The 19,245-nt window shown below is 63.4% G+C and carries 10 protein-coding genes; 1 reads left to right on the top strand and 9 read right to left on the bottom strand.

Annotation, left to right across the window (positions count from 1 at the left end):
• Positions 1-11: 11 nt before the first annotated feature.
• The 9 genes from IP79_RS06245 to IP79_RS06285 form a co-directional block, all read right to left on the bottom strand.
• Entirely contained in the window at positions 12-8,765 is an 8,754-nt protein-coding gene (locus tag IP79_RS06245; protein ID WP_054118426.1) for a filamentous hemagglutinin N-terminal domain-containing protein, read from the bottom strand.
• Positions 8,766-8,791: 26 nt separating this feature from the next.
• Positions 8,792-10,519, bottom strand: a complete 1,728-nt coding sequence (locus IP79_RS06250) for a ShlB/FhaC/HecB family hemolysin secretion/activation protein (RefSeq protein ID WP_054118427.1) — start codon at positions 10,517-10,519, stop codon at positions 8,792-8,794.
• A gap of 135 nt (positions 10,520-10,654) precedes the next feature.
• Positions 10,655-11,263: a bacteriochlorophyll 4-vinyl reductase gene (gene bchJ / locus IP79_RS06255; protein ID WP_054118428.1), complete on the bottom strand. Its 609-nt coding sequence runs from the start codon at positions 11,261-11,263 to the stop codon at positions 10,655-10,657.
• Positions 11,264-11,265: 2 nt separating this feature from the next.
• Positions 11,266-12,888, bottom strand: a complete 1,623-nt coding sequence (bchE, locus tag IP79_RS06260; RefSeq protein WP_054118429.1) for a magnesium-protoporphyrin IX monomethyl ester anaerobic oxidative cyclase — start codon at positions 12,886-12,888, stop codon at positions 11,266-11,268.
• 192 nt (positions 12,889-13,080) lie between these two features.
• Positions 13,081-13,620, bottom strand: coding sequence for an EF-hand domain-containing protein (locus IP79_RS06265; RefSeq protein WP_054118430.1), 540 nt, complete (start codon positions 13,618-13,620; stop codon positions 13,081-13,083).
• A gap of 164 nt (positions 13,621-13,784) precedes the next feature.
• The gene (locus IP79_RS06270) at positions 13,785-14,351 is read right to left on the bottom strand and encodes a VOC family protein (protein ID WP_054118431.1); all 567 of its coding nucleotides are present in this window, start codon (positions 14,349-14,351) and stop codon (positions 13,785-13,787) included.
• Entirely contained in the window at positions 14,348-15,457 is a 1,110-nt protein-coding gene (gene hppD / locus IP79_RS06275; RefSeq protein WP_054118432.1) for a 4-hydroxyphenylpyruvate dioxygenase, read from the bottom strand. The genes IP79_RS06270 and hppD overlap by 4 nt, the downstream gene beginning before the upstream one ends.
• An 82-nt stretch (positions 15,458-15,539) precedes the next feature.
• Positions 15,540-17,063, bottom strand: a complete 1,524-nt coding sequence (locus IP79_RS06280) for an acetyl-CoA acetyltransferase (RefSeq protein ID WP_054118433.1) — start codon at positions 17,061-17,063, stop codon at positions 15,540-15,542.
• 1 nt (position 17,064) lies between these two features.
• Positions 17,065-18,333, bottom strand: coding sequence for an acetyl-CoA C-acetyltransferase (locus IP79_RS06285; protein WP_054118434.1), 1,269 nt, complete (start codon positions 18,331-18,333; stop codon positions 17,065-17,067).
• 121 nt (positions 18,334-18,454) lie between these two features.
• Here IP79_RS06285 and IP79_RS06290 point away from each other — a divergent pair, with 121 nt between their 5' ends.
• Positions 18,455-19,234, top strand: coding sequence for a crotonase/enoyl-CoA hydratase family protein (locus tag IP79_RS06290; RefSeq protein ID WP_156318153.1), 780 nt, complete (start codon positions 18,455-18,457; stop codon positions 19,232-19,234).
• The last annotated feature ends 11 nt before the right edge of the window (positions 19,235-19,245 follow it).

Genomic DNA, 19,245 nt, shown 5'->3' on the forward strand with positions numbered 1-19,245 from the left:
TGCAAAGCTCCCTAGTTGCTGACGCAGACGCCGTTGGCATCCCGGTTTTCGCATTCCTCTTCGTCCGCCGAAGCGCTTGCCGCATCGGAGAACAGGCTTTCGTTGTTGGTGCCCACCAGCGGATCGAACGGCACCAGCAGCCGGTCTTCCGCGACCAGCAGCGAGATCACCTCGCGCGGTACCGTCATCACGACATTGCCGACGATGGTGGTAACGCAGTCCGCACCGCTGCCGATGACGCAGCCGTTGATGCGCGATGCATCAAGCAACACATCACCATCCACTCCGATCACCGATTGACCCAGCAGGGCTGCGGCCGATCCGTCGAACCCGTTGATGCTGCCGAACAGCGCAAAGGCATTGGTCGCCGGCCCGCTGCCACCGCCGCCCGGGGCATCCGGGGTGAGCGCCAGCGTTGGCAGTCCACTATTGCCGCCTGCCAGCACCACCCCGCTGAAGATGTTTCCGGCCGTGCGCGTCGAAGTGTTCTGGAACAGTGCCGATCCGCCATAGGTGACGGAGAGGTTGCCCGCCGTCAGATAGACCGGATTGGTGATCGCCGCGCGCGGATCATACAGGATCGAGTTCGGGTTCGAGATGAAATCGCGCACCAGTTCGGCGATCGACAAGTCGCGCGTGGCCTCATCAAACTCGGTCTGGCCGAACACGATGGCATCGCCGCGCAGTTCGAGCGCATTGGTGCCAAGGTTCACATTCGCGCGGTTGATGTCGGAAGTGATCCGCGATGCCCGTCCGGTGCCGGCTGCCGTGCCGCCGAACCGGAACGTGCGGGTCCCTGCCGTGCCGGTAATGTTGCCGGTGATGTTGATCTCGCCCGTCGTGGCAATGGCGACGGTGTCGCGGCCGGCATTCGCCCCGAAGGTGACCTCCGCGATGCCGACCCGGCTCGTCCCGGCATTGATCAGCAGGCTATCCGCCTGGATCAGGCCGAGTTCGGTATCGGTCAGGCTGAAATCACCCGTTTCCGAACCAAGCCCGACTGAGCCGTTATCGAACGAAGTCAGGATCACATTGCGCGCTTCGACCGGCCCGGCGGTGAGAGCGAGATCGCCCGCCTCGATATCGATCGTGCCGGTGCTGGCCCGCAGCGCCTGCGTGGTCACAAGGCCGCTGGCGTCCACGCTCATGTTGGCAGCCTGCGCGGCGCCATTGAAGGTGACAGTCGAAGTCCGCACCGCTGTGCCGATCGTAAGATCGCCGCCTGCGGTGATGGCATCTGTAATGACACTGCCAGCGGTGTCGATGGCGATGCCCTGTGTGGCTGTCATCGCCCCGGGCCTCACCGTTCCGCCTGCCGTGCTGTCGATATCGATCGCACCGCCAACACCGCCCGCGCGGCTTGCCGACACTGTCCCGGTGGTGATTGCGCCGCTCGCCTGCAGCAGCACATCGCCGCCGGTTGCGGCAATCGCGCCGGAATCGATCGTCCGGCCATTGGCCGCAATCGCGCCGCCACGCGCAGTGAGCGATCCGGTCATGATCGCGCCCTGCGTGTCGAGCGAGATGCCGAGATCGGCCAGCAGTGCTGCAATGTTGAGCGTGCCAGCAGCTTCTCCGGTACCGGTGCTGTCGATATCGATGGCGCCCCCAACGCCGCCCGCGCGGGTCGCGGTGATCGCGCCGGTGGTGATATCACCAACCGACGCCAGCTGGACATCGCCGCCGGTCGCTGCCACGGTATTTGCCGTGATCGTGCGGGCATCGATATCGATGATTCCACCGGTCGTCGCCAGGTTCTGACCGGTGAAGACGCCGCTCACATCAACCGTGATGCTGCCCGCCGTCGTGTCGCCGGTGAAGGATACGGTGCCCGGTTCAGCCGTACCGCCGACAACCAGCGCGCCGCCCGCAGTGATCGCGGCGACGGCGATGTTGCCGGTGGTATCGAGCGTGATGCCGGCACCCGAACCGAGCGGGCCAAGGTTAAGCGCGCCGCCCGCCGTACTGTCGACATCGATCGCGCCGGAAGAGGTGATCGAGGAGGTCTGCACACCATTGACAGCCTGCAAGGTTGCACCGCCGCCAGTCGCCGAGAGCGTCAGCGCGGTGATCGTGCCTGCGTCAATGTCGATCGCGCCCGCTGTCGAGGTCAGGTTCTGGCCGCTGAACGCCCCGCCTGCATCAACCGTGATGCTGCTGCCCGATACGTTGCCGGTGAAGGTCACCGCACCCGGTTCGCGCGCCGCGCCAACCACCAGAGCGCCGCCAGCGGTGATCGCCCCGGTGGTGACCGTGCCGAGTGTATCGAGCGCAATACCGCCACCTGCCGACAGCGTGCCGAGATTGAGCGCGCCGCCATTGGTGCTGTCGACATCGATCGCACCGGTCGCAGTGATCGAGTCGGTTGTGACGAAGGTGGTCGCCAGCAGGGTCGCATTTCCGCCGGTGGCTGAAATTGCGTCAACCGCGATTGAGGCCGCGCCGATATCGATGGCACCATTGGTCGAAGCAAGGTTGAGCGCTTCGAGCGCGCCGGTCGTATCGATTGTGATGCTTTGCGCGGAAACGTCATCGAGGAAGGTGACACCATCGGGCGCAAGCGTCTGGCCCACTTGCAGCGCGCCGCCAGCGGTGATTTCAGCAGCGGTGATGCTGCCCGCGGTGTCAAGCGCGATGCCTGCGCCCGCATCGAGCGTGCCGAGGTCGAGCGCGCCGCCATTGGTGCTGTCGACATCGATCAGGCCGGACGAAGTGATCGCCGAGGTGGTCACCCCGTCCTGCGCAAGCAGCACCACACCGCCGCCAACCGAAGTCAGCGTGTCAGCGTTGATCGAGAGAGCGTCGACATTGATCGCGCCACCGGTCGTCGTCAGATCGAGCGCATCGAACGCAAGGTCGGCATCAACCGTGATGCTGCCCGCGGCGACATTTCCGGTGAAGGTCACAGCGCCCGGCGTGCGCAGCTGGCCAACTGCCAGTGCCCCGCCCGCCATGATCCCGGCGGTGGTAATGCTGCCAGTGGTATCGAGCGCAACGCCCAGCCCGGCATCCAGCGTGCCCAGATCAAGCGCGCCGCCGCCGGTGCTTTCAGCCGTAATCCCGTCATCGGCAGTGATCGTTGCCGTGGTGATGCCGCCGGTGGCGAGCAGAGAAACACCGCCGCCATTCGCCTCGATCGCAATCGCATTGATCGAAGCTGCATCAACATCGATCAGCCCGCCGGTGGAAACCAGATCAAGCGCTGTCAGCGCGCCTGCCGCAACAATACCGATATCCAGCGCGCTGACGTCGCCAGTGAAGCTGACCGCCGATGGGGCGCGCGTGCTGCCGACCAGCAGGCTGCCGTCCGCGGTGATCGCGGCTGTCGTCAGGCTGCCGGTGGTGTCGAGCGTAACACCCGCGCCTGCATCGAGCGTGCCGAGGTTCAGCACGCCGCCACCGGTGCTTTCGGCCGCAATCGCATCGCCCGCGGCAACCGAAGCCGTGGTGATGGCGCCAAGGGCTGTCAGGTCGACACTGCCGTTGACCGCTGCCAGCGCCTGAGTGGCAATACTGGCGGCATCAAGCGTGATGTTGTCCTGCGCAGTGACAGTTCCGCTGGAAAGCGCGCCGTCTGCTGTGATAGCGACATTGCTGCCGGTCAGCGTTTCAGCCGCAAAGCCGAAGGTGGAAGCACCCGCTGCTCCGTTGAACGAAACCAGGTTGGCATCGCTACCAAGGCCGGTTGCAAGAATGTTGCCGGTGGTGACGCTGCCGCCCGCACCGATGATTGCATCATCGCCCACGGTGATCGCACCTGCGACGAAGTTGCCCGCGGCTTCGACCAGCAGATCCTCACCCGCAGTCAGCATGTCGGTGGTGATATTCTGGCCAGCATGAAGCCCGATGGTGCCTGCGGTCGAACTGCCCATCAGCGAAGTGGCTACAACGCCGGCGGTGATCGCATTGGCCGCAGTGACAAGGATATTGCCATTATTGGTGCGCAAATCGCCCGCGATCACGTTGGCACCCGCGCCGTCGGCTGACAGCGACAGGCTGGCACCAATGTTGCCCAGGGTCACATCACCAACCTGCAGGTTCGCACCAGTGGTACCCAGTGCGAGGGATTGGTTAGCCAGAATGTTGCCGGTGGTGATCCCGCCGACTGCCAGCAGCGTGATCAGATCGGCTTCGAGGTTGCCGGTGGTGATCGGGCCGCCGACATCGACGTCGATTGCGTTGGTGGCGGTCATGTCGCCAGCCATGAATGCGCCAAGCGCATCGATGGTAATCGCCGATGCCGAAACGCTCCCCGTGAAGGTTACGGCCGATGGTTCTGCGATCGAGCCGACCACCAGGTTTCCGCCAGCGGCAACAGTGCCCGCCAAAATCTGGCCTGTGGTGTTGAGCGTGATGTCCCCGTCAGCGGTAAGGCTTGCGAGATCGAGATTACCGCCTGCAGTGCTGCGTGCGTCGATGAATTGCGGCAGGCCGCCGTCTGCAGTGGCACTGATCGCGCCAGTGGTAACGCCACCGGGGGCCGCAAGCAGAACATTGCCGCCGACAGTTGTGATCGTACCGGTCGTGACAGATGCGCCGGAATTATTGTCAAGTATGGACGCGCCGATAGTAGCGTTTCCGCCCGTTGCCGAGACATTCCCGGTCACGGTATTGCCCAGGAATGACCGCACGCTGACGCTCCCGGCTGTGCTGGTCACATCGGCAACGGTGATGTCAAAGCCGGAATTGAGGTTGACACTCAATCCGCGCGTTTGCCCCGTCACCACGATTGTGCCTGGAAGCGAGCCGGTGTTCCCCACGTTGCCGCCGGTCGAAACCAAGCTCGCAAATTGCGCCTGTCCCAAGGAAGAGCCTGCGAAACTGATGTCACCGGTTGCCAGCACGTTGCCCGCAATCAGATCATCGTTATTGCCCGTCAGGAGCGAAACTGATCCGCCTGTGGCTTCGATATCTTGCGCGGCAATCCCGGTCAGGCTGGTCAGCGCGATGCTCTGCGCGGTCACATTGCCGGTGATCGTGATTCCGTTGGGGCCAGTCGTTCCGTCACCAACCTGCAGGCCTCCTCCAGCCAGGATCGCCCCGGTGGTGAGATTGCCTGCGGTGTCGAGCGTAATGCCCTGGGTCGCTGTCAGCGCGCCCAGATCAAGCGCACCGCCGCCGGTGCTGTCGACATCGATCGCGCCGCCAACCATTGCTGCAGCGGTCGCCGCAATCGAGGCTGTGGTGATATTGCCGACCGCCACCAGATTGACATCGCCGCCGGTTGCCGACAGCGCGCCGGTCGCAATCGAGGCGGCGTCGATGTTCAGATCACCATTGGTCGTGGTGATATCCTGTGACACGAACGGGTTCGCAGTTGTATACGCAAAGCTGCCCGCCGTGATATTGCCGTTGAGATTCAGCGTGGCCGGATCGTTGAGCGCCCCGATCACCAGCGCCCCGCCGACATTGACCGTGCCCAGCGTCAGCGTGCCGGTCGTATCAAGGTTGGCCGCACCGCTGCCGGTCAGCGCACCCAGATCAAGCGTCCCGCCGCCGGTGCTGTCGACATCGATCGCACCGCCCGATCCAAACGCCTGATTCGAGGTGATCGAAGCGGTGGTGATATTGTTCGTCGCCGACAGGATCACATCGCCCTCGGTCGAGGTCACCGCGCCTGCGCTGATCGCATCCGCAAGGATGTTAAGATCGCCACCGGTCGAAGCGATGTTTTGCGCCGTCACCAAACCGGTCGCGTCGATGTCGATCGCATTCGCGCTGACATTGCCGGTGAAGGTCACCGTGGTCGGCGTGGCGGTGCCGCCAATGGTCAGATCGCCCAGCGAGCTGATCGTGGTCGCGGTCACCAGGCCGCTCGTATCCAGATCAATATTCCCGTCGCTCGACAGCGCGCCCAGATTCACCGTCCCGCCGCCGGTGCTCTCGACGTCGATGAACCCGTTGACGATCCCCGGCTCGTTCGATGCAATCGAGGCCGTCGTGATGTTGCCGGTTGCGGTCAGGATCACGCCGCCGCCATTTTGCGCAGCCAGCGCGCCGGTCGCAATCGAGGCCGCGTCGATGTTCAGATCACCATTGGTCGTGGTGATGTTCTGCGACACGAATGGATTCAGCGTGGTGTAAGCAAAGCTGCCCGCCGTGATATTGCCGTTGAGATTCAGCGTGGCCGGATCGTTGAGCGCCCCGATCACCAGCGCCCCGCCGACATTGACCGTGCCAAGCGTCAGCGTGCCGGTCGTATCAAGGTTCGCCGCCCCGCTGCCAGTCACCGCACCCAGATCAAGCGTTCCGCCGCCGGTGCTGTCCACATCGATCGCGCCGCTGGCACCGATCGAGGTTGTGGTGATGCCGCCACTCGCCAGCAAGATCACATCGCCGCCGGTCGCCGAGACCGCGCCTGCGGTAATCGAGGCCGCATCAACGTCCACCCCGCCTGCGGTCGCAGTCACACCCTGCGCTAAGAAGGCACCGCTGGTATCGACAGTGATGCTCGCCGCGCTGGCATTGCCGCCGAAAGTCACGGCATTGGGTACAGACGTCCCGCCAACTGTCAGCGCGCCGCCGGCTGTAATCGCACCGGTTGTCAAACCGCCGGTGGTATCGAGCGCAACGGTACCATCTGCTGCAATCGAACCAACACCAACGTTGCCGCCCGCGTTGCTCCGCAATGATGCATTGCCACCGACCATGCCGGCAGCCGTCGACAGGACAGAGCCGACGGTGACATTGGAGATTGCGTCAATATTGACGTCACCGCCTGTGGCACTGACTGCGCCAGCATCAATCGAGACGGCAGAAAGGGTCGCATCGCCAGCAGTGGCGGTCACGTTGCCGACATTCACCACGTTGGCGCGCAGGAAGGCCGCAGCGCCCGATGTTGTTCCGGAGATCGTAATTTCGAGCGGGCTGGATCCCATGGGGCCCTGACCGATCAGTGCATCACCTGCATCGTCGCCATCGCTGTCTGCCGTGACACCCGCCGCCACAAACGAGCCAGCACCTCTGAAAACGACATCATCGGTAGCGCTGAGCAAGCCGCCTGACAGCGCGTTGGCATTCACCGCGATGCTGCCTGCCGTCGCCGTCAGATCGGCTGTCGAGACCAGACCCGGAGTGTCAATCGTGATCGACTGCGCGCTGGCGTTGCCGGTGAAGGTCACCGCGCTCGGCACCACTGCTCCGCCGACAGTCAGCGCGCCGCCTGCGGTAACCGCAGCCGTGGTAATGCCGTCGAACGTGTCGAGCGCGATGTTCCCGCCGGCTTCGAGCGTGCCCAGATCGAGCGCACTGCCGCCGTCAATGTTGATGGCACCGGTCGTGGCACGAACCGAAGTCGTGGTTATGCCGTTCACGGCGTTGAGCGTGATTGTGCCGGTGCTGGCCAAGACATCGCCCGCCGCAATCTGGTTACCCGCAACAAGGCTTGCGTTGCCAGCGGAACTTATGTCGTCTGCCGTGATCGACCCGTTGATCGAAGAGAGCGAAACGCCGCCGGAGGTGGCCGTCACATCGCCGAGGTTAAGTGCATTAATGCCGAACAGGTCAACCACGGTGCCTTGGGTCAATCCGGCAACCGAAACCGTCCCTGGAATGGCGCCGGAGACGGCGACCATGCCACCAGTCGAAACGAGGCTGGCAAACGATGCTTCGGCAGTGCCGGGCGCGGTGAAAAAGATTCTGCCCGTGGCCTGAACATCACCAGCAACCAGATTGCCGCCAAAGACATCAAGATCGATAGCACCCGCCGTCGCAATTAGATCAGCGAAGTTGGCTGAACCGCCAGCCACAAAATCGATGCTGCTGCCGGTAATCCCCGCAGCGGTGCTGAAGTTGCCATCCGTCCGCAGATCGACCGCGCCCGTGCCGGTCATAGCCTCGCTCAGTTCAACCGTGACAGTGCCCGCGCCGGCCTGTTCGGCAAACAGGCGCACACCATTATCGGTGACGGCTGCCGCATTGGCGGTGACGGTCGCATCCACCTGCAGCACCGCATTGACCACACCGGCGGCGGTGAACATCGCGAAATCGACCCCGGCGCCTTCGATCGCGCCCGCGATGGTCTGGCCCTGCGCCACCGTTGTCCCGGCGTTGACCACATAGGTCAGCGGGCTGCCGGGCGTGAAGGTGACATCGACATCAGCTGCCGTGACAAAGCTGACGCGGCCCGACCCGGCATCGAAATTCGCGTCAAGATTGAGCTGTTCGGAAACGAACATCAGCGACCCGTCGGTCACAAAGGTCACGTTGGGCGAAGCGGTGGTGATCCCATTGCCGAGCGATCCGGAGAAGTTCAGCCTGTTGGAAGGGCCGCCAAACCCCATGGTGCCTTCGTAGAAATCGAAGACATCTTGGTTCGCAACGTCGATGGTCGAGGCAAAGAACGACGCGCTGTTCACCGCAGCGCCATCGCCGAACACGATCCCGTTCTGGTTGATCAGCCACAGGTTCACGTTTTGCGCGTTGATCGTGCCGCTGATGTCCGAGAAGTTGGCACCGATCACGCGGTTGACCAGCGTCGCGGTCGGATCGACGGTTCCGTTGAGGACATTGACCGTTGTGCCGGTGGTGACGTTGAAGCGGTTCCAGTTGGCCACCACAACGCGGCTCAGCACCGTCATATCGGTCTGCGTCGCGCTGGTATCGACAACCGTCAGCTGCCCGCCATTGCCGCCGCTGTCGACTGCGCTGACCAGATCGCCCGAGTTTACCAACTGGGCATGGGCCACCCCCGGCACAGCGAAAGCTGCGACCATGGCGGTGGAGAGCAACATGCTCGTGCGGAACTTCCGGTTCGCAATTGCCATTTCGAATTCTCCTTCGCCTGAGGGGCTCAACGGAACAGTGCCGGGAAGCGGGTAGTGAGCGTGAACAGCACGCGCTCAGGCGGTTTTTCCGCATCGAATGCCAAGGCCTTGTCGAGCGGCTTGGCGTAGGCGACTTCGATATTGAGGCCTTGCCCCAGCGAATATCGCAGCCCCCCGCCGACCGACGCGAGCGTGCGTTCGGGCGAAGGGGTATTGGGATCGAGGTTTTCCAGCTTGATCATGTCGTAGAAGCCGAAAGCCTGCAGGCGGTGCTTCATGTCATCGAACAGGGTCACGCCCGGTTCGACCGAGAAGCCGATCGCGCGGTCGCCGCTGTTCGCGCCCGGATCATAACCGCGCCCGATGCTGAGGTTGCCGATCGAATATTCTTCGAAGTTGAGCAGCGGATCATCGGTCCACTGGCCTTCGACGCGGGTGCGCAGATCGAAGGTCTGGTTGAGATACCAGGTCGCATCAAAGCCGCCGCGCACCACCAGCGCAGTGGATTTGCCGAACGGACGAGAGGCGGAAATACCGTCGGTCTGGGCAAAGCCGAACGCCCCGCCGAATTCTGTCGCGCCGAACAGGCTGAGGCCCTTGCGCACTTCGGTAAAGGCCGCGTAACTCAGCCAGGTCGAACGGTCGAGCCGGGTCTTGCGGCCCCGCGTTTCGGCCCGCAGATACAGCGTGCGCAGCGCATCCTTGCTGAGCGTGGTCACGCCGACCGTATTGTCCTGATCGATGTAATCGAACCCGAGCGAAATATCCGTCTGCTTGAGCGGGGTGCGCACCAGCGGATAGGTCAGCGCGATGTTCGCCAGCAGCGTATCGGTTTCAAGATCGAGGTTCTGGATCGTCGGCTTCGCCCAGGCATAGGTCACCTGACCGCCCAGCCGCAGCCCGCTGCCGCCCAGCCCGAATTCATGGCCGCCCTGCACGATGGTCTGTTCTTCGAAATCGATGGTGGTCTGCGCGCCGATGAAGGTCACGTCCGAAAGCCCGGTCAGGCCGTTGATATCCACCCGCGCAAACGCGGTCTCGCGCCCGATGCTGCGGGCGTTGTAATTGCGGACATTGAAGAACGCGGCGTAACGCTGGAAATCGACGGAAAGGTTGCCGATCACCACACCGGGCGCTTCGCCCGATGGCGCCAGCGCCAACCGCACGCTCAGCCCAGGAATGTCATTGGCGTTAAGCAGAATACGTTCGGCATCGCGTTCGTTCAGCGGATCGAGCGCCTGCAACGGTTCAAGCACATTGGACAGCGCATTGCGATAGGGGCCAGCATTGCCGTTGACGCGGATTTCCGAGATGCGCGCCGAAATCACGTCAAGCCGCAGTGTATCGGCCAAATCCTGCTGCGGCACCTGCACGCTGGCAATCCAGCCGTCTTCGCGCAGCGCCTGATTCGCGGCATCGCGCACGTCGCAAACCACCGCGATTGATTGCATCCCCTGGGGTGCAGACACGCGCGCAAGCGACCGCGCCAGCTTTTCATCCAGCTCGCCGCCGCCAGCCTTGCCGAACTGCAACTTGTTGATGGTGACCTTGAGATCGCTGCCGTCGAACGGGCACGGCGCCTTCATCCCGCCATCGCGATCAACGCGCACGCCCTGGGCCTGCTCGTCACGCTGGGTATCGGGGAGGCGCAGATCGTTCGCTGATTGCCCGTTCGATTGTGCCAGCGCCGGCGCGGCTGTGGCAATCGCGCACAGCGAAACAAATGCGCCAATGTGGGCTGTAGCAAACTTCATTCAGCTTCCCCCCGGAACTGCTTATGGGTTGTCCGCTAGGTTAACCGCGCGAACCAGTCAGTGGTTTACCGGATATTAAGCCCCGCTAAGCGAGTCAACGTAGAGAAGTAAAATAAAACGCTGGACTCAGACCCGTTACTCTGACGCCCGATTTTGCCGCCGCGTTATATTGTATAAAACCGACAACGGCCGGTCTAGCGGGGCACCAACAATAGTGCAGTTACAGTCATCTGCAACCAACTGCAGGTAAAGTTGGGTGAACACCGCTGCATACCAGTGAAACAGACTGTCGGGCGGCGGAACCGGGTCATCGGCTGCGGTGCGATCGATCGTGAAAGCCCACGCCCCTTGTGCGGAAAATGACCCGGCGCCGATGAAAGTCCACGCATGTCTACCGATAGCCGCCATCAGCAGCGGTGCGGCGAGCATCGCGGGCAAACGCCGCAGCAGCCACACCGCAGGCTGCGGAATGCGGTTGGCGATGATGTAATCGGCGGTGCGGGCGCCCGCTTCTTCGGCGATGGTGAAGCTGCCGACGGGATCGTGCAACGCCAGCCAGCGATGGAGCCGAAGCGCCTCGATTTCGGGGATCATGTGGTCGCCCGAAGGAAGCGCGCCGATCCGGGCATCGGCGAGGATCGCCTGTGTTTCGGCCTGCCCCAGCCTGTCCTCCATCACCGCCACCGCCTGAAGCACCGCATTCGGCCCGATCAGCGCGCTCTTGCTGTGCGCCAGGCTTGCCATGGTTACAGCTCCAGCCGGTCTTTGGCGCGTGTTTGCGCCCGTTCATCGCCGCGCGCTTTCATCTGCGCGCGCACGGCATCCCGGCGTTCCTGCGCCTGTGCGGCTTTGTCGGCGTTGGTCTGCCAGTCGGTCGCGGCATCGGCGGCGGCGGCGCGGCTTTCATCGAAGTGGAAATCGACCTTTTTCGCGGTCTGCGGCCCCCAGTATCCGGCTTTGCCCAGATCATAGAAGGTACGTTTGAAGCCCGCCCGCAGGAAGGCATAGAGGCACCCCAGCAGATACCGCCGCCGGAAACCGGTGCCGCGCCACGGATAGTGGAACAGCGCCTTTTGCATATAAAACCGGCGGTAGTTCTTCATCACCCCGTTGAGCAGTTCCCCGCGCTCCATCGCGGCGGGCTTCATGATCGGGGTGACGAAGTTGTATTTCGAGAAGTCGTGGACCTCGACCTGATCCTTCAGCTCTTCGAACAAGGGCGTGTAGGGCCACGGTGTGTACATCGCCCAATTGGCGAGATCGGGCTGCCAGTCCCACGCCATCTGATAGGTTTCCTCCAGCGTCTCGGCGGTTTCATTGTCCAGCCCGACGATGAATTGCGCTTCGACGAAAATGTCGGCTTCGCGAAGGAGCCGGATCGCCTCCTTGTTCTCGCCGACCTTGGTTTCCTTGTTGAAACGGTCGAGCTTCATCTGTGCGGCGGCTTCGGTGCCCAAGCTGACGTGGACGAGACCCGCGCGGCGGTAGAAAGACAGCAGTTCCTTGTCGCGGTAGATATCGGTGACGCGGGTGTTGATGCCCCATTTCACCTTGTCGGGCAGGCCGCGGTCGATCAGCTCCTGACAGAAGCGGACGAAGGTCTTGCGGTTGATGGTCGGCTCCTCGTCCGCAAGGATGAAGAAGCCGACGCCGTGCTTTTCATGGAGTTCCTGAATCTCGTCGACCACGTCTTTCGGGTCGCGCACGCGGTAGTCGCGCCAGAACTTCCATTGCGAACAGAACGAGCAGGTGAAGGGGCAGCCGCGTGCGAGGTTGGGAATGGCAACGCGGGTGCCGAGCGGAATGTATTTGTACTGATCCCAGTCGAGGATATCCCAATCGGGCTTGATCGAACCCATGTCCTTGATCGTGGGCGCGGCTTCGGTGGCGATGATTTTCTCGCCGTCGCGGTAGGCGAGGCCCTTGATCCGCGCCCGGTCATCGAGCCAGCGGCCTTCGGCAATCGCGGTGAACAGTTCGACCGCAATCTCCTCGCCCTCGCCGCGAACGATCACGTCGATATGCGGCGCTTCAGCCAGCACCTGCCCGTACATGAAAGTCGCGTGGATGCCGCCCAGCACCCGCACCGCACGCGGCACGGTGAGCGCTGCGACCTCCAGCACGCGTTCGGCGGCGTAGATCGAAGGCGTGATCGCGGTGGTTCCGACGACATCGGGCTGCAATGCGCGCATCCGCTCGGCCAGATCGTCATCAGACAGGCCTTCGGTCATCGCGTCGATGAAGTGAATATCGTCAAACCCGGCGCGGCGCAGCGGCCCGGTGAGATAGGGCACCCAGGCGGGCGGCCAGGTTCCCGCTATCTCTGCCCCGCCGGAACGGTAATTGGGATGAACGAACAGAATGCGCATGAACCGATTCCCCCTCCTTGGATGGCCCAAAGTGCGGGAAAGGGCGCAGCTGCGCTTTGCGTTGGATCAATTTGAAAGCCCCTCCCCTGATAGGGGGCTCGGGGTGAGTATGCGGCGTCGGCTGGACTGGCGCAAAAAGCCCGGCAGGCCAGCCCGCAAGGGGCCTCGCCTGCCGGGGAATATCAGCGCATGTCAGCCCTTTGCGGTGCCGCGCGCAGCCTTGCGTTCTTCAGGGGTGACGATGCCGTCACCATTGACATCGAGACGGTCAAACCGCGCCGCAGCACGCGCCGAAAACTCTTCGCTGGTGATCAGCCCGTCGCCATCGGCATCCATCCGCGCCAGCCAGCCGCGCTTGCCCTTGGCCCGCTCACCGCGCGCCTCGGTGCCGCTGGCGGCGCGCTTGGCCCAGCGCTCTTTCATCGCCGCGCGGCGCTCTTCCATCCTGGCCTGTCGCTTGGCCTTGTCCTCTTCGCTCATCGCGGCCATCCGCTCGGCGCGTGCAGCCTTCATGGCTTCGCGGTGAGCGGCCATTTCAGCGGCATCGATCGCGCCATCGCCATTGGCGTCCAGCTTGGCAAAACGCTGATCGACCTTGGCCATCATTTCGGCGCGGGCCATCGGCTCGCTGCGATCATAGCCTGCGCGCTTGCCGTCGGGAGCGGCCATGGCAGGGGCTGCCAGAGCAAAGGCAATCGCGCCTGCAGTCAGAATCGGGAGGGGTCGCATCATTTATTCCTTTCATTGCCAGCGGCAAGCAGGGCGCCATCAACCTGTGGCCTCAGCCAATAAAGTGGCGCCCACGGGCCTGCGGGGTCAGGTCCGTTCGCGTTCATCAATACGGGCCTTTTGCTGAACATCAGGTGAGCGGCACATCGCCCTGCCGGAAAGGAAAGTCAGCCCTTGGATGCATGCTCCGCGCGGGCCAGTTCATGCAGCCAATCAGCGTGGCGCGGGGCTTTCTTGGTCTGCGACCATTCCTCCAGCATCACGGGCGCCACGCGGGCGAGTTCGGCATATTGCTCCGCCGTGCCGATATCGGCAGCGAGTTCCACGCGGTGGCCGTTGGGATCGAAGAAGTAGATCGATTTGAAGATGCCGTGATGCGTCGGGCCGAGCACGTCGATCCCCTGCGCCTCGATATGGGCCTTGGCGGCGAGCAGCGCCTCTTCCGAAGGCACCTTCAGCGCCAGATGCTGCACCCATTGCGGGGTGTTGGGATCGCGGCCCATGTCCGGCTGGTTGGGCAGTTCGAAAAACGCCAGAATATTGCCGTTCCCCGCGTCGAGGAAGATGTGCATGTAGGGATCATATTCGCCGGTGGAGGGCACGTGATCCTCGGCAAAGGCGGTGGTGTAGGTCATGCCCAGCACGCGGGCGTACCATTCCACCGTCTCCTTCGCGTCCTTGCAGCGATAGGCGGCGTGGTGGATTCCGGCGAGGGCGATGGGGTGGGCGGTCACTGTGCCTGTTCCTCTACCGACAGCACGCCGCGTTCGATCTGGTCGCGTTCCATGCTTTCGAACAGGGCCTTGAAGTTGCCCTCGCCAAAGCCGTCGTCGCCCTTGCGCTGGATGAATTCGAAGAACACCGGCCCGACCTGCGCCTGCGCGAAGATCTGCAGCAGCAGGCGGGGGCTGCCGCCTTCCGTTGTGCCATCCAGCAGAATGCCGCGCATCTGGAGCGCGTCCACATCCTCGCCGTGGCCCGGCAGGCGACCTTCCAGCATCGCATAATAGGCAGCAGGCGGCGCGGTCATGAAGGGCACGCCCAGCGCCTTGAGGCGGTCCCAGCACGCCACCAGATCATCGCAGATCAGCGCAATGTGCTGGATGCCTTCGCCGTTGAAAGCTTTCAGGAACTCGTCGATCTGGCCTTTACCGCCTTCGCCCTCTTCATTCAGCGGGATACGGATCTTGCCGTCGGGCGCGGTCAGCGCCTTACTGGTGAGGCCAGTATATTCGCCTTTGATGTCGAAGAAGCGGATCTCGCGGAAGTTGAACAGGGTCTCGTAGTAATCGGCCCAGTACTTCATCCGCCCGGTGTAAACATTGTGGGTAAGGTGATCGATGGTGTGGAAGCCCGCGCCCACCGGATAGGGATCAACGCCGGGCAGATACTCGAAATCAATGTCGTAGATGGTCAGATTATTGCCCGCGCCCGCGTAACGATCCACCAGATAGAGGATCGCCCCGCCGATGCCGCGGATGGCCGGGATGCGCAGTTCCATCGGGCCGGGTTCGTTGGCGACGGGTTCCGCGCCCTTGGCGATCAGATGATCGTAGGCCTTGGCCGCATCGCGCACGCGGAACGCCATCCCGCAGGCCGACGCGCCATGTTCGCGCGCGAAATACCAAGCCGCGCTGCGCGGTTCGTAATTGGCGATCAGGTTGATGCCGCCCTGCCGCCACAGATCGACATCCTTCGAACGGTGATGCGCCACGCGGGTGAAGCCCATCGCTTCGAACACCGGTTCCAGCACGCCCTTTTCCGGCGCGCAGAATTCGACGAATTCGAACCCGTCGAGGCCCACAGGGTTTTCGAACAGGTCTTTTGTCGGTGCATTCATCGGTGCAGTCCCCGCTGGCGATTTAGTTTCAATTGAAACCAAATACCCGAAACCAGCGATTCGCGCAAGGTCAGGCCCAAGGTCAGGTGATGCGCCCCAGCGTCCGCCCGCGATCATCCTGCGTCAGGGCGAGGCGTGCGCCGAATGGCTCACCCCCCTCGAACGCCGCAGCGGTTGCAGGGTCGGCCAAGTCGGCATTGCCCACCACCCGCTCGCCTGCGTCGCTGCGGCCGATGAAGATCGCTTCGGCACCCTTGGGGCTGCGGTTGATGGTGTAGGTTTCGACCACCGCGCTATCCACCGGCCCCTTGGCCAGTGCCACTGTGTCGGTCGCCTTGGGCAGCACGGCGAAGCGATCATTCGCGCTCCAATCGGCAGGCTCGGTCGAGTAGATGCCGGTGGCATATTTGCTCATCCAGCCGCCATTCGCCCCGACCAGCGCGAAACTGCCCCGGTCACCGCGCACCCGCTGCACCGCCTCGGCGATGGCATGGGCCGAATAATTGTTCCCTGCCCCGCCGAAGAACGGCAGGCCGCCCGTCAGAGTGAGACCTCTCGGGTCGTCCACCGCCAGCCCGAAATGGTCGCACTGGTTGAAGACGGGAATCGCAAAACACGAATAGAAGTCGAGGTACACCATGTCGGCCATGCCCTTCCCCGCCCGCGCCAGCGCGGCATCGACGGATGCGAGCGAGGCGGGATTGCCCGCCAAGTCAGGCCGCTGTGACAGCTTCAATTCGGTCGCGGCGGTGACGGCGTGGATATGCACCCACTTGTCCTCCGGCACGCCAAGCTGGCGAGCCAGACCGGCGCTGCACACGATAATCGCCGCCGCCTGATTCACCTGATCGCGCGCCACGGTCATGCGCGGATAGGGTTCTGCGACGATGCGGTTGCGGTCGGTGACGGTGGCGAGTTCTTCTGCCGTGCGCACGACCGGAGCCGCGGAATGCGGGTTCGCCGCTGCCACCCTGGTGAAAGGCGCAAATAGTGTACCGATTTCCAGCCGGTATTCCTCCAGCCCCATGCCCAGCCGGTGGCGCCGCGCATTCTCCGCCAGCGCGTAAAGCGGGATTGCCCCGCTTGCGCCATGCGCAAACAGCGCGGGCTCCATGAGTTCATCGACCCCGAAGCCCTGATCTTCAAAGTCCCCGCCGATCTCCTCCGACCAGTCAGGCGTCTCGCCCTTGGCCGACAGCGCCAGCACGGTTGAGATCGCTTCGGAACCGACGATCACCGCACACTGGCTTTCCCCCGCCGCGATGGCCTGCGCAAACTCGCCCACCAATTGCTGGTTGGCCTGCCCGCCGGTGGTCGTGAGGATCGCCCGCGCCGGGTTTGCGCCCACGCGCTTGGCAATCGCACGCGGCACATTATCCGCCGCGCCGAACGGCGGCTTCCTGTCAGGCCGCGACATTTCAAAGGCGCGGATCGCGGCGAGGGTGTCGATGGCATCGGCCACAGAACCGCTCGCCCCGGAATCCGCAATCGCCTCTGCCAGCGCCCGTCCGGCCAAGTCCATGTAGGAGAGGGCGGCATAGCCCGGCTCGCCCACCCTCTCCGAATATTGGCCCACCCCGATGATGACCGGGGTGTTATCTGGCACCTCAGTCGACAAAGTCTTCGACCCGTTCGACGATGATCGCAGGGGCCATGCCGCCCGCCGCGCACATGGTGACAAGGCCATAACGCCCGCCGCGCCGTTCCAGCTCGTCCACCACGGTGCCGATCAGGATCGATCCGGTCGCGCCGATCGGGTGGCCCAGAGCGATGGAACCGCCGTTGACGTTCACCTTGTCCCAATCAAGCTCCAGATCGCGCACGAACTTGGCGGCGACGACCGCAAAGGCTTCGTTGATTTCGAACAGGTCGATATCGTCGGTGGTGAGGCCAGCCTTCGCCAGCACCTTCTTGGCCGCCGGCACCGGAGCGTTCAGCATCAGTGTCGGATCATCGCCCATGTTGCAGGTGGCGACGATGCGCGCGCGCGGCTTCAGCCCGTGCTTTTGCGCATAGTCCTTGGAAGCAATCAGCACCGCCGCAGCACCATCGACCACACCGGAAGAATTGCCCGCATGGTGGAAATGCTGGATGTCCAGATCAGGATATTTCTGGTTGATCAGCTTGCGGAAGGTGGTGCCATTGGCGTCCAGCGGCACATCGGCGATCTTGGGGAAGGCCGGTTGCAGGTTGGCAAGGTCTTCGCGGGTGGTTTGCGGGCGCGGGTATTCATCGTGATCCAACAGCACGGTGCCATCGTCGGCCACCACCGGCACCACCGATTTGGCGAAATGCCCGGCCGCCATCGCAGCGGCAGCACGCTGCTGCGAACGGTATCCGACTTCGTCCAGTTCTTCGCGGGTGAAGCCTTCCATGCTGGCGATAGCATCGCCGCAAATGCCCTGATGCGACTGCGGATGCACGGCCTGAAGGCGTTCATTATAGCTGCCCATCATCGGCGGCTTGATCCCGGCCTTCATCTTTTCCTGCGCCATCGCGCCGGTCAGGCTCATCATCTCGGTGCCGCCCGCGATCACGCAATCTTCCATCCCGCTCATCACCTGCGCCGATGCCAGCGCCACGCTGGTGATCCCGCCGCCGCAGAAACGATCGAGCGTGGTGCCCGACGAGGTGATGTCAAAGCCCGCATCCAGCGCGGCCATGCGGCCCATGTCGCCCGCCTGCATCCCGTCCTGCGTTGAAACCGACCAGATCACGTCATCAACGGTGGCGGTGTCCAGACCGTTGCGGTCCTTGATCGCTTTCAGCACGGTCGCGGCCAGATGCTGCGGATGTTCGGCAGCCAGCGCGCCCTTGCCCTGCTTGCCGATCCCGCGCGGGGTGCGCACTGCGTCGATGATGTAAGCCTCGGCCATGATATTCCTCTCCCGATGTAGCGAAAATGCGGTTGACGCATCCGTAAACCCGCTGCACCACTCGCACAAGAATTGCGTTTCAAATTGCAATGGCAAATTCGATAGGGCCAAAGAGAGGATAATGATTGTGAGCGACACCACCGCACCCGAAGTGCTGACCGAAGTGGAGGACGGCGTCCTCATCGTCACCATCAACCGTCCCGAAGCCAAAAACGCGATGACCCGCGCTGCTGCCGAAGGAATCGCGGCCGCGATGGACCGGCTGGATGCGGAAGACGATCTGCGCGTCGGCATCATCACCGGGGCGGGCGGCACCTTCTGTTCGGGCATGGATCTCAAAGGCTTTCTGCGCGGCGAAACCCCCAGCGTCGAAGGGCGCGGGTTTGGCGGCGTGGTGCAGGCTCCGCCCGCAAAGCCGCTGATCGCGGCGGTGGAAGGCTATGCGCTGGCAGGCGGGCTGGAACTGATGATCGCCTGCGATCTGGTGGTGGCCAACGCCAATGCGAAGTTCGGCATTCCCGAAGTGAAGCGCGGGCTTGTGGCAGCGGCGGGCGGCGTGATGATGCTGCCTGACCAGATCCCCGAACGCATCGCGCTGGAACTGGCGCTGACCGGCGATTTTATCGGGGCAGAGCGCGCTTATCAGCTGGGCCTGATCAACGAAGTGACCGAAGGTCCGGCGCTTGAAGGTGCCAAGGCGCTGGCGGCGAAGATTGCAGCCAATGGCCCGCTGGCGGTAAAGGTGTCCAAGGCAGTGATGAAGCAATCGCGCGGCTGGGCGATGGAAGACCGCTATGCCAAGCAGGGCCAGCTGATCGGCCCGGTGTTCGTCAGCCACGATGCCCGCGAAGGTGCGGCCGCTTTCGCTGAAAAGCGCAAGCCGAACTGGACGGGCAAGTAAGAACAGGCCCG

It is taken from the genome of Porphyrobacter sp. AAP60 (assembly GCF_001296025.1).
Taxonomy (GTDB): Bacteria; Pseudomonadota; Alphaproteobacteria; order Sphingomonadales; family Sphingomonadaceae; genus Erythrobacter.